Raw genomic sequence first — 15,629 nt, forward strand, 5'->3', positions numbered from 1 at the left:
CCCCGTCCGTCCCTGAAGTCCGCCCCGCCCCGGTTGATGCCCGTGCACGCGCCGTGTAAAGCGCTGCCCGTCGCTCCCGGTGCCGGGGGCGCTGGGAGGGGTCGGAATGCCGGAGTTGGTGTTCTTCCGTCGAGGCGAGGAAGTGTTGCGGGTGGCGGTGGACCGGGCGCGGCTGGTGCTCGGTCGGGGTGACTCGAGCGACGTGGCCATTCCGGATCCGGAGGTGAGCCGCCAGCAGGTGGCCCTCCTGTGGGACGGCCAGCAGTGCCGGGTGGAGGACCTGTCCGGCAAGGGCACGAAGGTCGCCGGCAAGCTCGTGGAGAAGGGCGAATTGCCCGACGGCGCGGACGTGGAGCTGGGCCAGTGGCGCGCGGTGTTCCGCAAGCACGGCGCCAGCGAGGACGCGGACCTGGCCACCGACGTGGGCAACGCCACGGCGGTGCAGGGCCGGGACGCGCAGCGCTGGCAGGCCGCGCAGGTGCGCGTGAAGCAGGGCACCACGGAGACGGTGCACCGGCTCACCGGCGACAGCTTCACGGTGGGCAAGGACGCCGGCTGCGACCTGGTGCTCCAGGACCGGTTCATCTCCGGCAAGCACCTGAAGGTGACGCGTCAGGACGCCGTCTTCCACGTCGTGGACCTGCGCTCCACCAACGGCACGTGGCTGGGCCCGGTGCGCCTGTTCGAGGCGGAGGTGACGCTGCCCACCAGCCTGCGCGTGGGCGAGGCGGAGCTCATCCTGGAGGTGGTGCCGGCCACGAAGAAGGAAGCGCCGTCCTTCCACGGCATCCTCGGCGGGGACCCGTCGGTGCGGCAGCTCACGGACCTCATCCAGCGCGTGGCGCCGTCCACCGCGGCCGTCACCATCCTGGGCGAGTCCGGCACGGGCAAGGAGCTGGTGGCGAACGCGCTGCACGCGTGCTCGCCGCGCGCGAACCGGCCGCTCATCCCGGTCAACTGCGCGGCCATCTCCAAGGAGCTGATTGAGAGCGAGCTGTTCGGCCACGAGAAGGGCGCCTTCACCGGCTCCGTGGGCGCGCGCAAGGGCGCCTTCGAGGAGGCGGACGGCGGCACGCTGTTCCTGGATGAGATTGGCGAGCTGCCGTTGGATCTCCAGGCGAAGCTGCTGCGCGCGCTGGAGAGCGGTGAAATCAAGCGCGTCGGCGCGAGCCGCCCCATCCACGTGGACGTGCGCGTGGTGGCGGCCACCAACCGCGACCTGCTGGCGGCGTCGCGCGAGGGCCGCTTCCGCGAGGACCTCTACTACCGCCTCTGCGTCGTGCCGCTGCACCTGCCGCCCCTGCGCAACCGCCGGGGGGACGTCGTCGGCCTTGCGGAGCACTTCGTGCGGACCTTCGCCCCGCGCGGGCAGACGGTGCGCCTCACCCAGCCCGCGTTGGAGCGGCTCCAGCAGCACGCGTGGCCGGGAAACATCCGCGAGCTTCGCAACGTGGTGCACCGCGCGCTGCTGTTGCGCAAGGGGCCGTCCATCGACGCGGGGGATTTGTCCTTCGACCAGGAGGTCAACCGCGAGACGGGCATCACCGTGCCGGAGCTGCCGCCGGGCATGACGCTGGAGCAGATGTTGGAGAAGCTGGAGCGGCAGATCATCGAAACCGCGCTGCGCCGCTTCAACAACAACCGCGAGCGCGTGGCCCGGGAGCTGGGGCTCGCGCGCTCCACGCTGTTCAAGCGCCTGAAGGACTGGGGCATGACGAAGCAGGACGAGCAGGAGTAGCACCCGCCCCGGGGGGCGCCCCGCTTCCGGCGCCCCCTTCCCTGCCTCACGGATGCGCGTCGGGCGCGGTCCAGGCCGAGTGCGGCGCCGGCTGTCCGGCGCTGCGCAGGTACCAGGGCACGCTGACCACCACCAGCCTGCGCTCCCCGGACAACAGCAGCGCGCTGCGCATCAGCTCCGAGCGGCGGCCGTACAGCATGGCGCGGTACCAGCGCGCCTCCAGCAGCTCCGGCAGCACGATGGCGACGGTGCGGCCCGGGGCCTCCGCGAGCAGCGAGTCCAGGTAGTCCAAGAGCGGCCACACCAGCGCGCGGTACGGTGACGACACGTGCACCAGCGGCGGAGGCCTGCGGCCGGCCTCCATCAGCGGCCCCTGGACGAAGTGCTGCCAGTGGGAGTCCAGCTCCTTCTCGTCCGTGTCCCCGCTGCAGATGTGCACCGCGCGCACGTCGTCGCTGAGCTCCAGCGCGAAGCGCAGCGCCGTCTCCGACGCGTGGGACCAGCGATCCACCGGCAGCACGGCGACCATCGGCGACGCCGGGGCCAGTTGCACGGGCCGCCGCAGCTCCGTGTTCCGCCGCGTGCGCACATAGGCGGCGTGGACGCGCGTCAGCAGCAGGATGCCCAGGGGGACGATGACGAACGCGGCCCAGCCGCCGTGCGTGAACTTGGACACGCCGACGATGACCAGGGTGAGCGCCGTCATCATCGCGCCGAAGCCGTTGAGCGCGCGGCGCCACTGCCAGCCCTCGCCCCGGTGCCGGTTCCAGTGCACCACCATGCCCGCCTGCGACAGCGTGAAGGCCATCAGCGCGCCAATGGCGAACAGGGGAATCAGCCGGTCGGTGATGCCCCGGCACGCGAGGAGCAGCAGCGCCGCCAGCCCCGACAGGGTGAGGATGCCCCGGGACAGGGCCAGCCTCCGTCCCCGGTGCGCGAAGCCCGGGGGCAGGTAGCGCTCGCGCGCCAGCACCTGGCAGACGAGCGGGAAGCCCGCGTAGCTGGTGTTCGCGGACAGCGCGAGCACACAGAGGATGGCGGCCATCGCCACGTAGTAGAAGAGGCCCCTCCCCATCACCGCCGCGATGAGCTGGGACAGCACCGTCTGGTAGCCCGCGGAGCCGGGGACCGTCGCGCCCACGCCGTAGGCCCGGCACAGGAGCGCGATGCCCAGCAGCATCGTGACGAGGATGCCCACGATGACGCCCAGCGTGAGGCGCGCGCGGCGGATGGCCGGGTCGCGGAAGATGGGCACGGCGTTGCTGATGGCCTCCACGCCCGTCATCGCCGTGCAGCCACTGGCGAAGGCGCGGATGACGAGCCATGCGCCCACGGACGCGGTGGGCAGCGCCAGCGGAGGCGGCGCCTGGATGGGCGTCACCTGACCGATGAGCAGCTTGTACAGGCCCACCACCAGCACCGTGGTGAGCGACCCGATGAAGAACCACGTGGGCACGACGAACACCGCGCCCGCTTCGCTCACGCCGCGCAGGTTCACCAGGGTGAGCAGCGCCAGGATGCCCAGGGCGATGGGCAGCACGTGGGGCCGCAGCGAGGGGAACGCGGACACCAGCGCGCCCGTGCCGGCGGAGATGCCCACGGCCACGTTGAGCATGTAGTCGAGCATCAACGCCGTGGCGGCCAGCAGCCCCGCGCCCTGCCCCAGGTTCTCCCGCGCCACGGTGTACGCGCCGCCGCCGCTGGGGTACGCGGCGATGGTCTGCGCGTAGGAGCCCGCCACCACCATCAGCAGTCCGACGATGGCGGCCATGATGGGCATCAGCAGCCACGGTCCCGCGGGCCCCAGGGGGCGCAGCACGGTGAGGGCGGCCTCCGGCCCGTACGCGGCGGAGGACAGCGCATCCAGGCCCAGCAGGGCCACGCCGGTGAGGACGCCCGTCTTCTCCTGCATCGCCTGGGCGCTGGTGAGCGGGCGCCCCAGGAGCAGGTCCACGAAGCCGTTGCCCTCCCGACGCCGGGGCATGTACGGCCTCCTGCTTCCCATCTCCACCGTCCGAGCCATGGCTGCAACCTGCGCACCCGCCGCCCTGGCGGGCCCCCGGGGCCCGGCCCCGTGGATGGAGTCCGGTGGGGCCTCCGGGAGGACGGACGGCCCGGGGCCCCACCCTGGAGTCCGAGAAGACGGTACGCAGTCCTCCGCGCACCTGCCCCCCGGGGCGATAGACCCTTTTCGCGCGCCCATTCGTTTCAGGAGGCAGACACAGGAGACCGTCCGCCATGGGCCCGCACGCCGCCGTCTTCCCCTTCCCCACCCTGAATGACCTGTACGCCCATCACCGGCCCCGGGCCCTGGCCATCGCCCGGCGCATCGTGGGGGACACCGATGACGCGGAGGACGTGGTGCAGGACGTGTTCCTGCGGCTGTCGCGCCAGCCGCCGGGACTGGACGGCCGGGCGACGTGGACGACGTGGCTGCACCGGGTGATGGTCAACAGCAGCATCAACTGGCTGCGCGCGCGCAGGCGCCGGGAGCGGCTGACGCACGCGCCCCAGGAGACGGTGTCGCCGGAAGCGCACGCCATGGGCGAACAGATGCAGCGCCACTTCCACGAAGCGCTGGAGGAGGTGAACCCCCAGCAGCGGCAGGTGCTCTACCTGCGCGAGGTGCGCGGCCTGGGCTCCGCGGAGATCGCCCGGCTGCTGCGCATCCCGGAGGGCACGGTGAAGAGCGCCCTGCACCGGGGCCGCCAGCGCGCCCTCACCGTGATGGAGGAGCGCGGCCAGCGACCGTGAGCGCTACTCGTCGCCCTTGCTGCCGACGAACTGGTCCGTCTTCTCCTTGAAGAGGACGTTGAAGCTGGTGAGCGAGCCGTACACGCGGGTGATGTAGCTCTGCATCTCCACCTTCTCCGCCTCGGAGAGCTTGGGGTGGGCGTTGAGCTTCTGCTCCAGCACGCGCAGCCGGTCGCGCACCATCGTGACCTTGTGGAACAGGTTGTCGATGGGCAGGTCCTTCGCCTGGAGCTCCGGGTTGCCTGGCACGAGTCGCACCGTGCCGCCCTCCCACTTGGCGGCGAGCGGCGGCTCACTGATGCCGGACGCCTCCCGGAAGATGTCCATCAGCTCTTCGCGCGTCATGTTCAGCCCTTCCAGGTCCACCACGTCGTTGGGGTCCGCGCGCCGGCGCACCACCACGGGCGCCACGCTGCGAGCCGTGCGGCCTCGCGTGCTGCTCTGAGCGACAGGAAGCGGGGCCGCGGAGCCCTTGGGCGCGTACTTGTCACAGATGGGGGCGGAGGGCGGGAACATGCCGCGCGAGTTGTGCATGCGGCACGGCCCCACCCATCCCCGGTGATCCACGGAGTGCGGACTCCACAGCTTGCAGTTGCCGCACACCCGTTCCTCGGGACGGAAGGTGGGAAGCGCTGGCGACCCCTCTCCCGCGTCCGACATGTCAGCGCGCCTCCTTCACCACGGGCGGGCTCTTGCGGATGTTGAGCTCCCGCAGCAGCGCGTCCGCGTTCTCGACCTGGTCGAGGTTCCACAGCAGATAGCGCACGTCCACGTTGACGTTCCGGGCCACGTCCGGATTGTAGCCGAAGTCGTTCGCGACGTTCTCCCACACGCGGTCGAAGTTCACGCCCACCAGCTCCCCCTTGCCGTTCACCGTGGGGCTGCCGGAGTTGCCGCCCGTGGTGTCCGCGTCCGACAGGAAGTCCACCGGCACGTCCTTGAGCTTCGGGTCCACCCACGGGCCGAACTTCTTCGCCTCCGCGGTGGCGCGCACCTTGGGGGGCGCGTTGAAGGGCTCCTCACCGGTGTGCTTCTGGAGCATGCCCGTCAGCGTCGTCTGCGGCAGGTACACCGCGCCATCGCGCGGCGTGTAGCCCTGCACCTTGCCGAACGACACGCGCAGCGTGCTGTTGGCGTCCGGGGCAATGGGCTTGCCCGCCTGCGCCATCACCGCCGCGCGCCACGCCGGCCGCAGCCGCGACGCCGCGCCCTGGCGACGGTCGCGGATGTCCTCCAGCGCCGCCTGGTCCTTCGCCAGGTCCATTCCGAACGCGAGCAGCGGATCCTTGCGCGCGGCCAGCTGCGCCGGCGTCTCGGCCGCCATCTTCAGGCGCTCCACCAGCGTGAGGACCTTGGTGCCCGCGTAGAGCGCGTCGATCTTCGCGGTGACGTCCTTCTCCACGTAGGCCTTGCCGAAGTGGGTGTCCACGGCGCTGATGCGCTCGTCCGGCTTGAGCGCCTGCGCGCGCTTCACGAACGCGTGCAGGAGCGCCTTGTCCGCGGCGATGAAGACGTTCTTCTGGGCGCGCTCCAGGCCGTCCTTGATGCGCGGCAGCTCGCGGTCCATGTACTCCGGGCGGCGCTCCAGGTCCGGCTTCGCGCGCTCCGTGGACAGCCGGGCCAGCTTCGTCGCGAGCGCGGGGCCCTGCGCCAGACGGCCGGACATGGCCAGCAGGAAGTCGCGCTCGAAGGTCTTCGCGGACGCCTGCTGTTCGGTGAGCAGCTCCTCGCGGGCCTGGAGCGCGTCGGTCCACTTCGCGCCGCCCTTCTGGGCCCAGGCGACGACGGAGGTTTCAGCGGCGCGCTGCTTCTCCACCAGCTGGCCGCGCCGCATGCCGGTGAGCTGGCCGTCCGCGTTCTTGTAGACGTTGTGCAGGCTCTTGAGCTGCGAGGCCACGGCGATCTTCCCGGCGGAGTCCTTCTCGCCCTCGGCCTCCAGCAGGGAGATGGCCTCGCCCAGCACGTCGCGGATGCGCGGGTAGTAGCGCGCCTGACGCTCCGCCATCTCGTCCGCGAGCAGCGTGCGGTAGGTCATGCCCGGGTAGCCCAGCACCATCACGAAGTCGCCCGGCTTCACGCCCTCGGTGGACAGCGGGAAGAAGAACTCCGCCTTGTAGGGCACGTTCTTGTCGCTGTACGCGGCGGAGCTCCCGTCCGGCGCGGTGTACGCGCGGATGATGGAGAAGTCGCCGGTGTGGCGCGGCCAGGACCAGTTGTCCTCCTCGCCGCCGTACTCGCCCACCGCGCGGGGCGGCGCGTACACGAGCCGCACGTCCTGCAGCTCCACCGCGTCCACCAGCGTGTAGTTGACGCCGCCGTCGAAGGTCGCGACCTGGCAGCGGGTGGCGGGGCGCTTCTCGCACTCGGCGACCAGCTCCTTCTGCTTGCGGTCCACGGCCTTGTAGCGCGCCAGGTCATCCGCGCCCGCCGGCACCGCGGCGTTGATCTGCGCCGTCACGTCCGTGAAGGCGCGCGGCACCTGCACGCGCGAGCCCTTGCCCGGCAACTCCTCGGACGGGCTCTTCGCGAGGAAGCCGCCGGTGATGAGGTCGCGCTGGGGGGAGCTGTGCTCCTGGATGATGCCGAAGGCGCAGTGGTGGTTGGTGATGATGAGGCCGGAGGCGGAGATGAACGACCCGGAGCAGCCGCCGGTGTTCACCGTGCCCGCCAGCAGGCCGGTGCCCCTTTTGGGGTCCCACAGCTTGTTGGGAGGAAGCTTCAGGCCCTGGGCCTTGAGCCAGGCGGGGCTGAGCTCCAGCACCTGCTGGGGGGTCCACTTGCCTTCCCCGGCGAAGGCCGGGGCCGCCACGAGACAGAGGAGGAGGAGCGTCTTCTTCATGGTGTCCCCTCACTACCCCGTCCGGTGCCTGGGCGCGACCGTTCCGGTGTCGGCGGAAGGCGTTTTCGCGGAAGATGGAACGCCCTTGGATGTTGCGGTGTCCAGGCAGGCAGGGGCGAGGGAGTCAGCGATGCGCACGGCGAGCGGAGCAACCCTGGATGTCGGTCGGCTGGCGCTGCTCGTCCTGCTCGTGGGGGCGTCCTGGTATTTCTGGTACTCGCCGGTGCTGTGGCCGGTGAAGGTGCTGGTGGTGATGATGCATGAGAGCGGGCATGCCATCGCCGCGCTGCTCGTGGGCGGTTCGGTGGACCGCGTGCACCTGCAGGTGAACGAGGGAGGCAGTTGCTTCTCGCGGCTGCCGCCGGGGGTGTTCAACCGCATCGTGGTGTCCTCGGCGGGCTACCTGGGCAGCGCGGTGGCGGGGGCGCTGTTGATGCTGGCCACGTTCCGCTTCCGGCTGGGCCGCGCGGTGATGGGGGCGGCGTCGGTGTGGCTGGGGGTGATGGGCTTCTTCTACGCGGGGGACCTGTTCACGCTGGCGTTCTGCCTGGGCATGGCGGTGGCGATGGGGCTGGGCGCGCGCTTCCTGCCGTCGGGGGTGGTGGACGCGCTCAACCTGTTCCTCGCGGCGTTCACGGCGCTCTACGTCGTCTTCGACCTGCGCGACGATTTGTGGAACAGCGCGGTGCGGGCCCAGAGCGACGCGGCGATTCTCGCGAGCGAGACGTGGGTGCCGTCCATCGTGTGGGCAGCGCTGTGGACGCTGTTGTCGCTGGGCCTGTTGGCCGTGTCCGCGTACTGGGCGCTGCACGCGAAGCCCCGCGACGGAGGCGGCATGCGCATGCCGCCCGTGGCCCGCGCGCGGCGGGTGTGATGCACGACAGGAGGGGACTTCGTGCGATTGTTTTCGCGGGAGCCCTGGGATGCGCCGGCCCTTCATCCACACCGCAAGGGCCCGGGGCTGTTCCCTATGGGTTCAGGGGCAATCAGGTCTGGGTCGACGGCCCCTGGGCCGACATCGAGCCGTCGCTGAACATCGATGACGTCATCGACCAGCTCTGCCCGGCGATCATGAAGCTCCCCCGCGCCACCTGGCGTGACCATGGCCAGGAGTACTGCGGGGTCATCTACTCCCTGGAGGATGGGATGTTCTACGCAAGCCAGCCCTCGCCCCTGGCTCCCACCGTCCTGGTGGGCCCTTCCAAGAGGAAGCGGTGCCAGCCACCGCTCCATGTCATGGATGACAGGGGAAGACCCATGCCCTGGGCGGATTATCACAGCCACCCCTGGGCTCCTTCCGAACTCTCCCAGGACGACCGGCGCTCCAGTCTCCAGCTCTATGACATCCGCATCCAGTTCGACACGGCCTGCACGGTGATGAAGCTGGTTCCGCATCGACACGAAGACCGTCCCGGCGAGGTCTTCGTGCGCCGTGGCAGGACCTGGGTCCTGACCGGGTATATCCAGCCGGAAGACAAGCCGTCGGGTCGTGTGACCTCGGTGAACGAGTGAGCAGGAACTCCCTGAAACGCGTTCTCGCGGCGCTGCTGCCGGTGGTCCTGCTCCCCGCGTGCGCGCTCTTCCAGCGCGCCCCCCGCCCGGTCCATGCGCCCCCGGAGGAAGCCGCCACCGTCCAGTTCCCCTCGGATCTTCCAGCCACGGGACTCCAGGAACTGTCCGGCACCGTGGCCACGGCCATCCAGCTCGCGATGGACGACTTCCGCCCTCCTGGCTCCAAGCCGCACCGGGGCGCGACGCCCACGGAGCAGTGCCTCTACCGTCGCCAGTCCTTCGACGTCCAGGCGTCGCCAGGACCGGAAGGCATCGTGTTCGTGCGCTTCCTCTTCAATCCCGACGCCTGTACCCCGGAAGAGCGGGCCATCGCCCTCGACATGGGGGCGACCTATGCCATCGACGTTCAGGGCTGGCGCATCCTCGCCATCCAGCCCTGACCCCGCGTCACTTGCGCGGCCGCATCCGGAACGCCACGAACGACGCCATGTCGGGGAAGGCGAAGTACGGGTTCTTCTGGCGCACGGCGTCCATGCCGGCCACCGGCACGTCCGCGTAGTCGTGCCCCGGGAACAGCCGCGCCGAATCCGGCACCTTCAGGAGCACCTGCGACAGCGAGCGGTACATCGCCTCCGGGTTGCTGCCCGGCAGGTCGCACCGGCCACAGCCGTTGATGAACACCGTGTCCCCGGACACCAGCGCGTCCTCCGCCAGCAGGCAGTGCGACCCCGGCGTGTGCCCGGGCGTGTGCAGCGCCTGGAACGTGCGCGTGCCCACCGGCACCGGATCCCCCGCCTTGAGCGGCCGCAGCGCGTCGCCGCCCCACTTGCGCAGCTCGCGGGAGAAGGCGATCTCCTCCTCCTGCGCGTACACCGGCACGTCGTGGCGCGACAGCAGCTCCTCCAGGCCGTTGATGTGGTCGCCGTGGCAGTGGGACACGAACGCCCCCACCACCCGCTTGCCGTCCTGGGCCACCGCCGCTTCAATCTCCATCACGTCCCAGGCGGGATCCACCACCACCACCTCCGGGCCATCCGCGGGCCCCACGAGGTAGACGAAGTTGTCCATCGGTCCCAGCTTGAGCTGGCGTACGTACGGCGTGGGCATGGTTGTCCTCCGAGCCACCACTCTACGACCAAGGCTTGCCGCCCTGGGCCTGTTCCCGTTGAATGCCTCTTTTGACGCGGCGTTGCCCGCCCCGCCAGGAGGTCTCTCTTCCGTGAAGCGCCTGCCCACCCTGCTCGCCTGCTCGCTGCTCGCCAGCGCGACCGTCTCCGCCGCGGGCCGGGGGACCTCGTCGACCTTCCGCTACAAGCCCACCGGCGACGATGAGCGCCCCGTCGTCGTGGACGCCACCATCGGGCCCCAGGGCAGCGACTTCGCCATGCGGCTGAAGTTCGACAAGCTGCCGTTCGGCGAGGAGTGCAAGCAGCGCTGCGCCAACGTCACCCTCTTCCTGGACACCGACTCCAGCCCCCAGTCCGGCCTCCACCTGGCCACCAAGGGCCCGGAGAACGGCGCCGACCTGGCCGTCGTCATCCAGGGCGTGCGTGAGTACAAGCGCCAGGACGCCCCGCCCGTGCTGATGCTCCGCGTGAAGGTGCGCCAGCTGGGCACCGACGCCAGCAGCACCGACGGGGGCGAGCTGCTCGCTGACCTCAACAACCGCCAGGACCCCGAGCGCATCCAGACGGACGGCACCACCGTCTACCTGCTGGTGGACGCCACCAGCGCCCTCCTGCCCTCCGCCCGCAAGGTCCGCGTCGTCTACCACCCGCCCGGCGGCAAGGCCGTCCAGGCCACCATCCCCGGCATGCTCGGCAGCGGCTCCGGCCGGGGCGTGCAGATCTTCAAGCACGGCAGCGGCAACTGGGGACGCGCCCCGGACGCCGATCCCAAGAAGCCCCGCACGCCCGCCGCCGGCGACAACGGATAGCCGCCCGGCAGCCCTGCGGCGTCCTCGCACCCCTCGGAATTCCGAGGGGTTGGCGGCGCGTTTCAAGCAGGCAGAGGACTGCACGGACGTACAGGAATCTCGCGTTGGAGCCGACGCAACCTCCCGAATTCGTTCTCAATGTCAGGGGGCCATGGTAGTTCCGGCCACCTGACGTTGATGGTCCAACCCGACTGGTCGTGGCGCGCTGGCAGGTCGTGCGCCGCGTCATGGGTGGGGGAGGACCCGAAAAACCCATCTGGATTTCATGACCATGCTCGCAGACGCCGATACGAAGACGCGCAAGAAGCAGGGAGGCCCGTCAGGGGGCGGAGGCAAGGGAGGCGGCGGCGCGTCTGGCGCCGGCGGTGGTGACGGCAGCATCCCGGCGGGCCTCGCCGAGGAAGCACGTCGCCGCTACCTGAACTACGCCCTGTCGGTCATCACCTCGCGCGCGCTGCCCGACGTGCGCGACGGCCTCAAGCCGGTGCAGCGCCGCATCCTCTACGGAATGTGGAACGACCTGAACCTGTCGTTCGACACCAAGTACCAGAAGTGCGCCCAGGTCGTCGGCGCCATCATGGGCCGCTACCACCCGCACGGCGACACGGCCATCTACGACGCCCTGGTCCGCATGGCCCAGGACTTCTCCCTGCGCTACCCGCTGGTGGACGGCCACGGCAACTTCGGCTCGCTCGACGGCGACTCCGCCGCCGCCTACCGCTACACCGAGTGCCGCCTGGAGAAGCTGGCCACGGAGCTGCTAGGTGAGCTGGACAGCAAGACGGTCCGCTTCCGGCCCAACTACGACGGCACCCGGGACGAGCCCGTCGTCATCCCCGCGCGCGTGCCCCAGCTGTTGATGAACGGCACCACCGGCATCGCCGTGGGCATGGCCACCAACATCCCGCCCCACCACCTGGGCGAGCTGGTCGACGCGCTGTTGGCCCTCATCGAGAACCCGGAGCTCCAGGTCAAGGACCTGCTCAAGTGGATCAAGGGCCCGGACTTCCCCACCGGCGGGCAGATCCTCAACAGCAAGCCGGAGCTGCGGGAGATCTACGAGACGGGCCAGGGCGGCGTCCGCATCCGCGGCGAATACAAGCTGGAGGAGCTCAAGCGCGGCGGCCAGATGATCGTCGTCACCTCCATCCCGTACACGGTGAACAAGTCCACCCTCGTCGCGAAGATTGGCGAGCTGGTGCGCGAGCGCAAGCTGCCGCTCATCACCGACGTGCGCGACGAGTCCACCAAGGACGTGCGCATCGTCCTGGAGCTGAAGAAGGACGCCAGCCCGGAGCTGGTGATGGCGTACCTCTACAAGCACACGCCCCTGCAGACGACCTTCGGCGTGAACCTCACCTGCCTCGTCCCGTCGGAGAACCCGGACGTCGGCACGCCCAAGCGGCTCGACCTCAAGAGCATCCTCCAGTACTTCCTGGAGTTCCGCCTGGAGATCGTCACCAAGCGCTTCGAGCACGAGCTGGCGGAGCTCAAGCGCCGCGTCCACATCCTCGAGGGCTTCGAGAAGGCCTACGACGCGCTGGACGAGATGATCCGCATCATCCGCCAGTCCGAGGGCAAGCAGGACGCGGCCCAGAAGCTGATGACCCGCTTCAAGCTGGATGAGATCCAGGTCGAAGCCATCCTGGAGATGAAGCTCTACAAGCTGGCGCGCCTGGAGATCCTGGTCGTCCAGAAGGACCTCAAGGAGAAGCGCGCGGAGATCAAGCGCATCGAGGGCATCCTTAAGGACGTGAAGAAGCGCTGGGCCGTCATCCGCGACGAGCTCACCGGCATGAAGGCGGCGTACAACGACAAGCGCCGCACGCGCATTGGCGGCGCCGGTTCGGAAGAGGTGGAGTTCTCCGCGGAGGCGTTCATCGCGGACGAGGACGCCCACGTGGTCATCACCCGCGATGGGTGGATCAAGCGCGTGCGCGAGGTGAAGGACCCCTCCACCACCCGTCTGCGTGAAGGCGACGCGGTGATGGCGGTGCTCGCGGGCAGCCTGAAGACGAACCTGGTGCTGTTCACCAACCTGGGCACCGCCTACGTCACCCGCTTCAACGACGTGCCGGCCTCCACCGGCTACGGCGACCCGGTGCAGAAGCTGTTCAAGTTCGACGACAACGAGCGCGTGGTGGGCGCCCTGTCGTTGGATCCGCGCCTGCCCCAGCCGGCGAAGCTGGTGGCGGTGACGCGGCTGGGCCTGGGCATGCGCGTGCTGCTCGCGCCGCACACGGAGGTGTCCACGCGCGCCGGCCGCCGCTACGCGAAGACGGGCGAGGGCGACGAAATCATCGGCACGCAGCCGGTGGGCGACCGCGACCTGCTCGCGGTCCTCACGGAGAAGACGAGCGCGCTCGTGTGCAAGGTGGCGGAGGTCAATGAGCTGGCCGGCCCCGGCAAGGGCGTCCAGGTCATCAAGGTGGAGCCGGGCGACCGGGTGGTGGACTTCCTCGCGGCGCCCGCCAACCAGAAGGACGCCTCGCTGGAGTTCGAGACGCAGAAGGGCCGCAAGCTGCACCTGTCACCGGCGAAGTTCACGGTGACGGCGCGCGGCGGCAAGGGCCACGAGATGTCCAAGCGCGACACGGTGAAGGAGGTGGCGCGGCCCGTCACCTTCGTGCCGCTGCCGGAGAAGAAGGAGTAGCGGGAACGCCATGGCGACCAAGAAGGAAAGCTACACAGGCGCGGACATCCAGGTGCTGGAAGGCCTGGAGCCGGTGCGCAAGCGCCCGGCCATGTACATCGGTGGCACCGACACCACGGGCTACCACCACCTCTTGTGGGAGATCCTCGACAACTCGGTGGACGAGGTCATCAACGGCTACGCCACCACCGTCGAAGTCACGCTCCACAAGGGCGCCAAATCCATCACCGTCGTGGACAACGGGCGCGGCATCCCGGTGGACATGATGCCCAAGCACAAGAAGCCCGCGTTGGAGGTCATCCTCACGACGCTGCACTCGGGCGGCAAGTTCGAGCAGGGCAACTACATCCACTCCGGCGGTCTGCACGGCGTGGGCAGCTCCGTGGTGAACGCGCTCTCCAGCAAGCTGCTGGTGGAGATCAAGCGCGACGGCAAGCGCCACGCGCAGTCCTACGCGCGCGGCAAGGCCACCAGTCCGCTCAAGGTGGAGGGCCCCGCGCGCGGCACCGGCACGTCGATCACCTTCGAACCCGACGCGGAGATCTTCGGGGAGAAGCAGAAGTTCGACGCGGAGGCCGTGCGCGAGCGACTGGAGGCGAAGAGCTACCTGCACAAGGGCATGACCGTCATCTGGAAGGATGAGACGGCCACGCCCCACACCACGGTGACGTACAAGCACGACGGCGGCATCGCCGAGTACCTCACCAAGGTCGTGTCGGAGCGGCAGAAGCCCATCGTTCCCACGGGCAGCACGCCGTTCTACTACGCGCGCGACAACGAGGTCCGGCTGGAGGTGGCGCTGGCGTGGACGGAGGCCACGGACGAGCACGTGCGCTCGTACGTCAACGGCATCCCCACGGCCATGGGCGGCACGCACGAGGCGGGGTTGAGGGCGGCCATCGTCAAGGCGATGCGCAACTACATCGACACGCACGACCTGACGCCCAAGGGCGTGACGCTCACCGCGGAGGACATCCGCGAGGGCATCACCGCCATCCTGTCCGTGTACGTGGTGGAGCCCCAGTTCCAGGGGCAGACGAAGGGCCGCCTCAACAACCCGGAGACCACGGCCCAGGTGGACGGCGCCGTCCGGCCGGCCCTGGAGAAGTGGCTCAACGACAACAAGTCCATCGCGGAAGCGCTGCTGGCGCGCATCATCCTGGCCGCCCGCGCGCGTGAAGCCTCCCGCGCGGCCTCCGCCGCCATCAACCGCAAGACGGCGGTGAGCCACCGGCTCAACCTGCCCGGGAAGCTGGCGGACTGCTCGTCCACGGACCCCCAGTCCAGCGAGCTGTTCATCGTGGAAGGTGACTCCGCAGGCGGCTCCGCCAAGCAGGGCCGCGACCGGCGCACCCAGGCCATCCTCCCGTTGCGCGGCAAGGTGCTCAACGCGGAGCAGGCGTCCACCGACAAGGTGGCCACCAACAAGGAGCTCCAGGACATCGTCAGCGCGCTGGGGTGCGGCATCGGCGCGGACTTCGACATCACGAAGCTGCGCTACGGCCGCGTCTTCCTGCTGATGGACGCCGACAGCGACGGCCACCACATCGCCACGCTGCTGCTCACGTTCTTCTACCGCCACCTGCGGCCCCTCATCGAGGCGGGCGCGGTGCACATCGCCCAGCCCCCGCTGTACCGGGTGGACATCGGCAAGGAGACGTACTGGGCCCTGGACGAACCGGACCGCGACCGCATCATCCGCGAGAAGGTCCGGGGCAACGCCAAGCCCAACATCATGCGCTTCAAGGGTCTGGGTGAGATGACCGCCGACGAGCTGAAGGAGACGACGCTCGATGCGAAGAACCGCATCAGCCTGCGCGTCACCATCGACAACGCCCTGGAGACGGACCGCATCATCAACGACCTGATGGGCAAGGACGTCTCCGCGCGTTACAAGTTCATCACCGAGATGGCCGGCGAAGTGCAGGAACTCGACGTCTGAAAAACCGGGAGTCCGGGCCCACCCCGGGACGGCATCCCCCGTCCCGGGCGAGGCATTGGTCTTCCGCCCCGCCGGTCGGCTAGCATCGCCGGCATCGTGAACTCGACCCGTCTTGCCCTGACTTTCGCGCTCGCCTGCGTGCTGAGCGCCCCCGTTGCCGACGCCGCCTCCAAGCGCAAGAGCGCCGCCAAGAAGAAGCGGCCCTCCGCCACGAAGCCCGTGCCGGCCCCCGAAGACACCTTCACCCCTCCGGAC

Annotated in this window: 12 protein-coding genes; 8 read left to right on the forward strand and 4 right to left on the reverse strand. The window is 69.7% G+C overall.

The window, feature by feature from the left end; translation table 11 throughout:
- Positions 1-106: 106 nt before the first annotated feature.
- Positions 107-1,738: a sigma 54-interacting transcriptional regulator gene (locus tag D7Y13_RS25485; RefSeq protein WP_120584074.1), complete on the forward strand. Its 1,632-nt coding sequence runs from the start codon at positions 107-109 to the stop codon at positions 1,736-1,738.
- Between the two features lie 46 nt (positions 1,739-1,784).
- On the opposite strand, the gene D7Y13_RS25490 is transcribed toward D7Y13_RS25485, so the two are convergent.
- On the reverse strand, positions 1,785-3,722 hold the full coding sequence (locus D7Y13_RS25490) for an APC family permease (RefSeq protein ID WP_120584075.1): 1,938 nt from the start codon (positions 3,720-3,722) through the stop codon (positions 1,785-1,787).
- Positions 3,723-3,976: 254 nt separating this feature from the next.
- On the opposite strand from D7Y13_RS25490, the gene D7Y13_RS25495 reads away from it, so the two are divergent.
- On the forward strand, positions 3,977-4,492 hold the full coding sequence (locus D7Y13_RS25495; RefSeq protein ID WP_120533615.1) for an RNA polymerase sigma factor: 516 nt from the start codon (positions 3,977-3,979) through the stop codon (positions 4,490-4,492).
- Between the two features lie 3 nt (positions 4,493-4,495).
- Here the strand turns inward: D7Y13_RS25495 and D7Y13_RS25500 are convergent, their stop codons facing one another.
- Positions 4,496-5,152: a DUF8685 domain-containing protein gene (locus tag D7Y13_RS25500; RefSeq protein WP_120533616.1), complete on the reverse strand. Its 657-nt coding sequence runs from the start codon at positions 5,150-5,152 to the stop codon at positions 4,496-4,498.
- Between the two features lies 1 nt (position 5,153).
- Positions 5,154-7,331, reverse strand: coding sequence for a S46 family peptidase (locus D7Y13_RS25505; protein ID WP_120584076.1), 2,178 nt, complete (start codon positions 7,329-7,331; stop codon positions 5,154-5,156).
- Between the two features lie 130 nt (positions 7,332-7,461).
- On the opposite strand from D7Y13_RS25505, the gene D7Y13_RS25510 reads away from it, so the two are divergent.
- Genes D7Y13_RS25510 through D7Y13_RS25520 form a run of 3 tightly spaced genes read left to right on the forward strand, consistent with a single transcriptional unit; the run spans position 7,462 to position 9,283 of the window.
- Complete coding sequence (locus D7Y13_RS25510) at positions 7,462-8,205, forward strand: M50 family metallopeptidase (protein WP_120533618.1); 744 nt, start codon at positions 7,462-7,464, stop codon at positions 8,203-8,205.
- The gene (locus D7Y13_RS25515; protein WP_120584077.1) at positions 8,205-8,843 is read left to right on the forward strand and encodes a hypothetical protein; all 639 of its coding nucleotides are present in this window, start codon (positions 8,205-8,207) and stop codon (positions 8,841-8,843) included. Before D7Y13_RS25510 ends, D7Y13_RS25515 begins: the two co-directional genes overlap by 1 nt.
- Positions 8,840-9,283: a hypothetical protein gene (locus D7Y13_RS25520; protein WP_233595617.1), complete on the forward strand. Its 444-nt coding sequence runs from the start codon at positions 8,840-8,842 to the stop codon at positions 9,281-9,283. The genes D7Y13_RS25515 and D7Y13_RS25520 overlap by 4 nt, the downstream gene beginning before the upstream one ends.
- A 7-nt stretch (positions 9,284-9,290) precedes the next feature.
- Here the strand turns inward: D7Y13_RS25520 and D7Y13_RS25525 are convergent, their stop codons facing one another.
- Positions 9,291-9,950 carry an MBL fold metallo-hydrolase gene (locus tag D7Y13_RS25525; protein ID WP_120584078.1) on the reverse strand — a complete coding sequence of 220 codons (660 nt, stop codon included), beginning with the start codon at positions 9,948-9,950 and terminating at the stop codon, positions 9,291-9,293.
- A 112-nt stretch (positions 9,951-10,062) separates the two neighbouring features.
- On the opposite strand from D7Y13_RS25525, the gene D7Y13_RS25530 reads away from it, so the two are divergent.
- The 3 genes from D7Y13_RS25530 to D7Y13_RS25540 all read left to right on the forward strand — a co-directional run bounded on the left by D7Y13_RS25530 (position 10,063) and on the right by D7Y13_RS25540 (position 15,374).
- Positions 10,063-10,779: a hypothetical protein gene (locus D7Y13_RS25530; protein WP_120533621.1), complete on the forward strand. Its 717-nt coding sequence runs from the start codon at positions 10,063-10,065 to the stop codon at positions 10,777-10,779.
- Between the two features lie 271 nt (positions 10,780-11,050).
- Positions 11,051-13,432: a DNA gyrase/topoisomerase IV subunit A gene (locus D7Y13_RS25535; RefSeq protein WP_199732805.1), complete on the forward strand. Its 2,382-nt coding sequence runs from the start codon at positions 11,051-11,053 to the stop codon at positions 13,430-13,432.
- Between the two features lie 10 nt (positions 13,433-13,442).
- The gene (locus D7Y13_RS25540) at positions 13,443-15,374 is read left to right on the forward strand and encodes a DNA gyrase/topoisomerase IV subunit B (RefSeq protein WP_120533623.1); all 1,932 of its coding nucleotides are present in this window, start codon (positions 13,443-13,445) and stop codon (positions 15,372-15,374) included.
- Positions 15,375-15,629: the final 255 nt, after the last annotated feature.

This window comes from Corallococcus praedator, assembly GCF_003612125.1.
GTDB lineage: Bacteria > Myxococcota > Myxococcia > Myxococcales > Myxococcaceae > Corallococcus > Corallococcus praedator.

What these genes read in the sequence shown, in the direction of transcription:
- D7Y13_RS25510 (WP_120533618.1), top strand. Translation starts at nt 7,462, where the DNA reads ATGCGCACGGCGAGCGGAGCAACCCTGGATGTCGGTCGGCTGGCGCTG.
- D7Y13_RS25540 (WP_120533623.1), top strand. Translation starts at nt 13,443, where the DNA reads ATGGCGACCAAGAAGGAAAGCTACACAGGCGCGGACATCCAGGTGCTG.
- D7Y13_RS25490 (WP_120584075.1), bottom strand. Translation starts at nt 3,722, where the DNA reads ATGCCCCGGCGTCGGGAGGGCAACGGCTTCGTGGACCTGCTCCTGGGG.
- D7Y13_RS25500 (WP_120533616.1), bottom strand. Translation starts at nt 5,152, where the DNA reads ATGTCGGACGCGGGAGAGGGGTCGCCAGCGCTTCCCACCTTCCGTCCC.
- D7Y13_RS25505 (WP_120584076.1), bottom strand. Translation starts at nt 7,331, where the DNA reads ATGAAGAAGACGCTCCTCCTCCTCTGTCTCGTGGCGGCCCCGGCCTTC.
- D7Y13_RS25535 (WP_199732805.1), top strand. Translation starts at nt 11,051, where the DNA reads ATGCTCGCAGACGCCGATACGAAGACGCGCAAGAAGCAGGGAGGCCCG.
- D7Y13_RS25485 (WP_120584074.1), top strand. Translation starts at nt 107, where the DNA reads ATGCCGGAGTTGGTGTTCTTCCGTCGAGGCGAGGAAGTGTTGCGGGTG.
- D7Y13_RS25525 (WP_120584078.1), bottom strand. Translation starts at nt 9,950, where the DNA reads ATGCCCACGCCGTACGTACGCCAGCTCAAGCTGGGACCGATGGACAAC.
- D7Y13_RS25515 (WP_120584077.1), top strand. Translation starts at nt 8,205, where the DNA reads ATGCACGACAGGAGGGGACTTCGTGCGATTGTTTTCGCGGGAGCCCTG.
- D7Y13_RS25495 (WP_120533615.1), top strand. Translation starts at nt 3,977, where the DNA reads ATGGGCCCGCACGCCGCCGTCTTCCCCTTCCCCACCCTGAATGACCTG.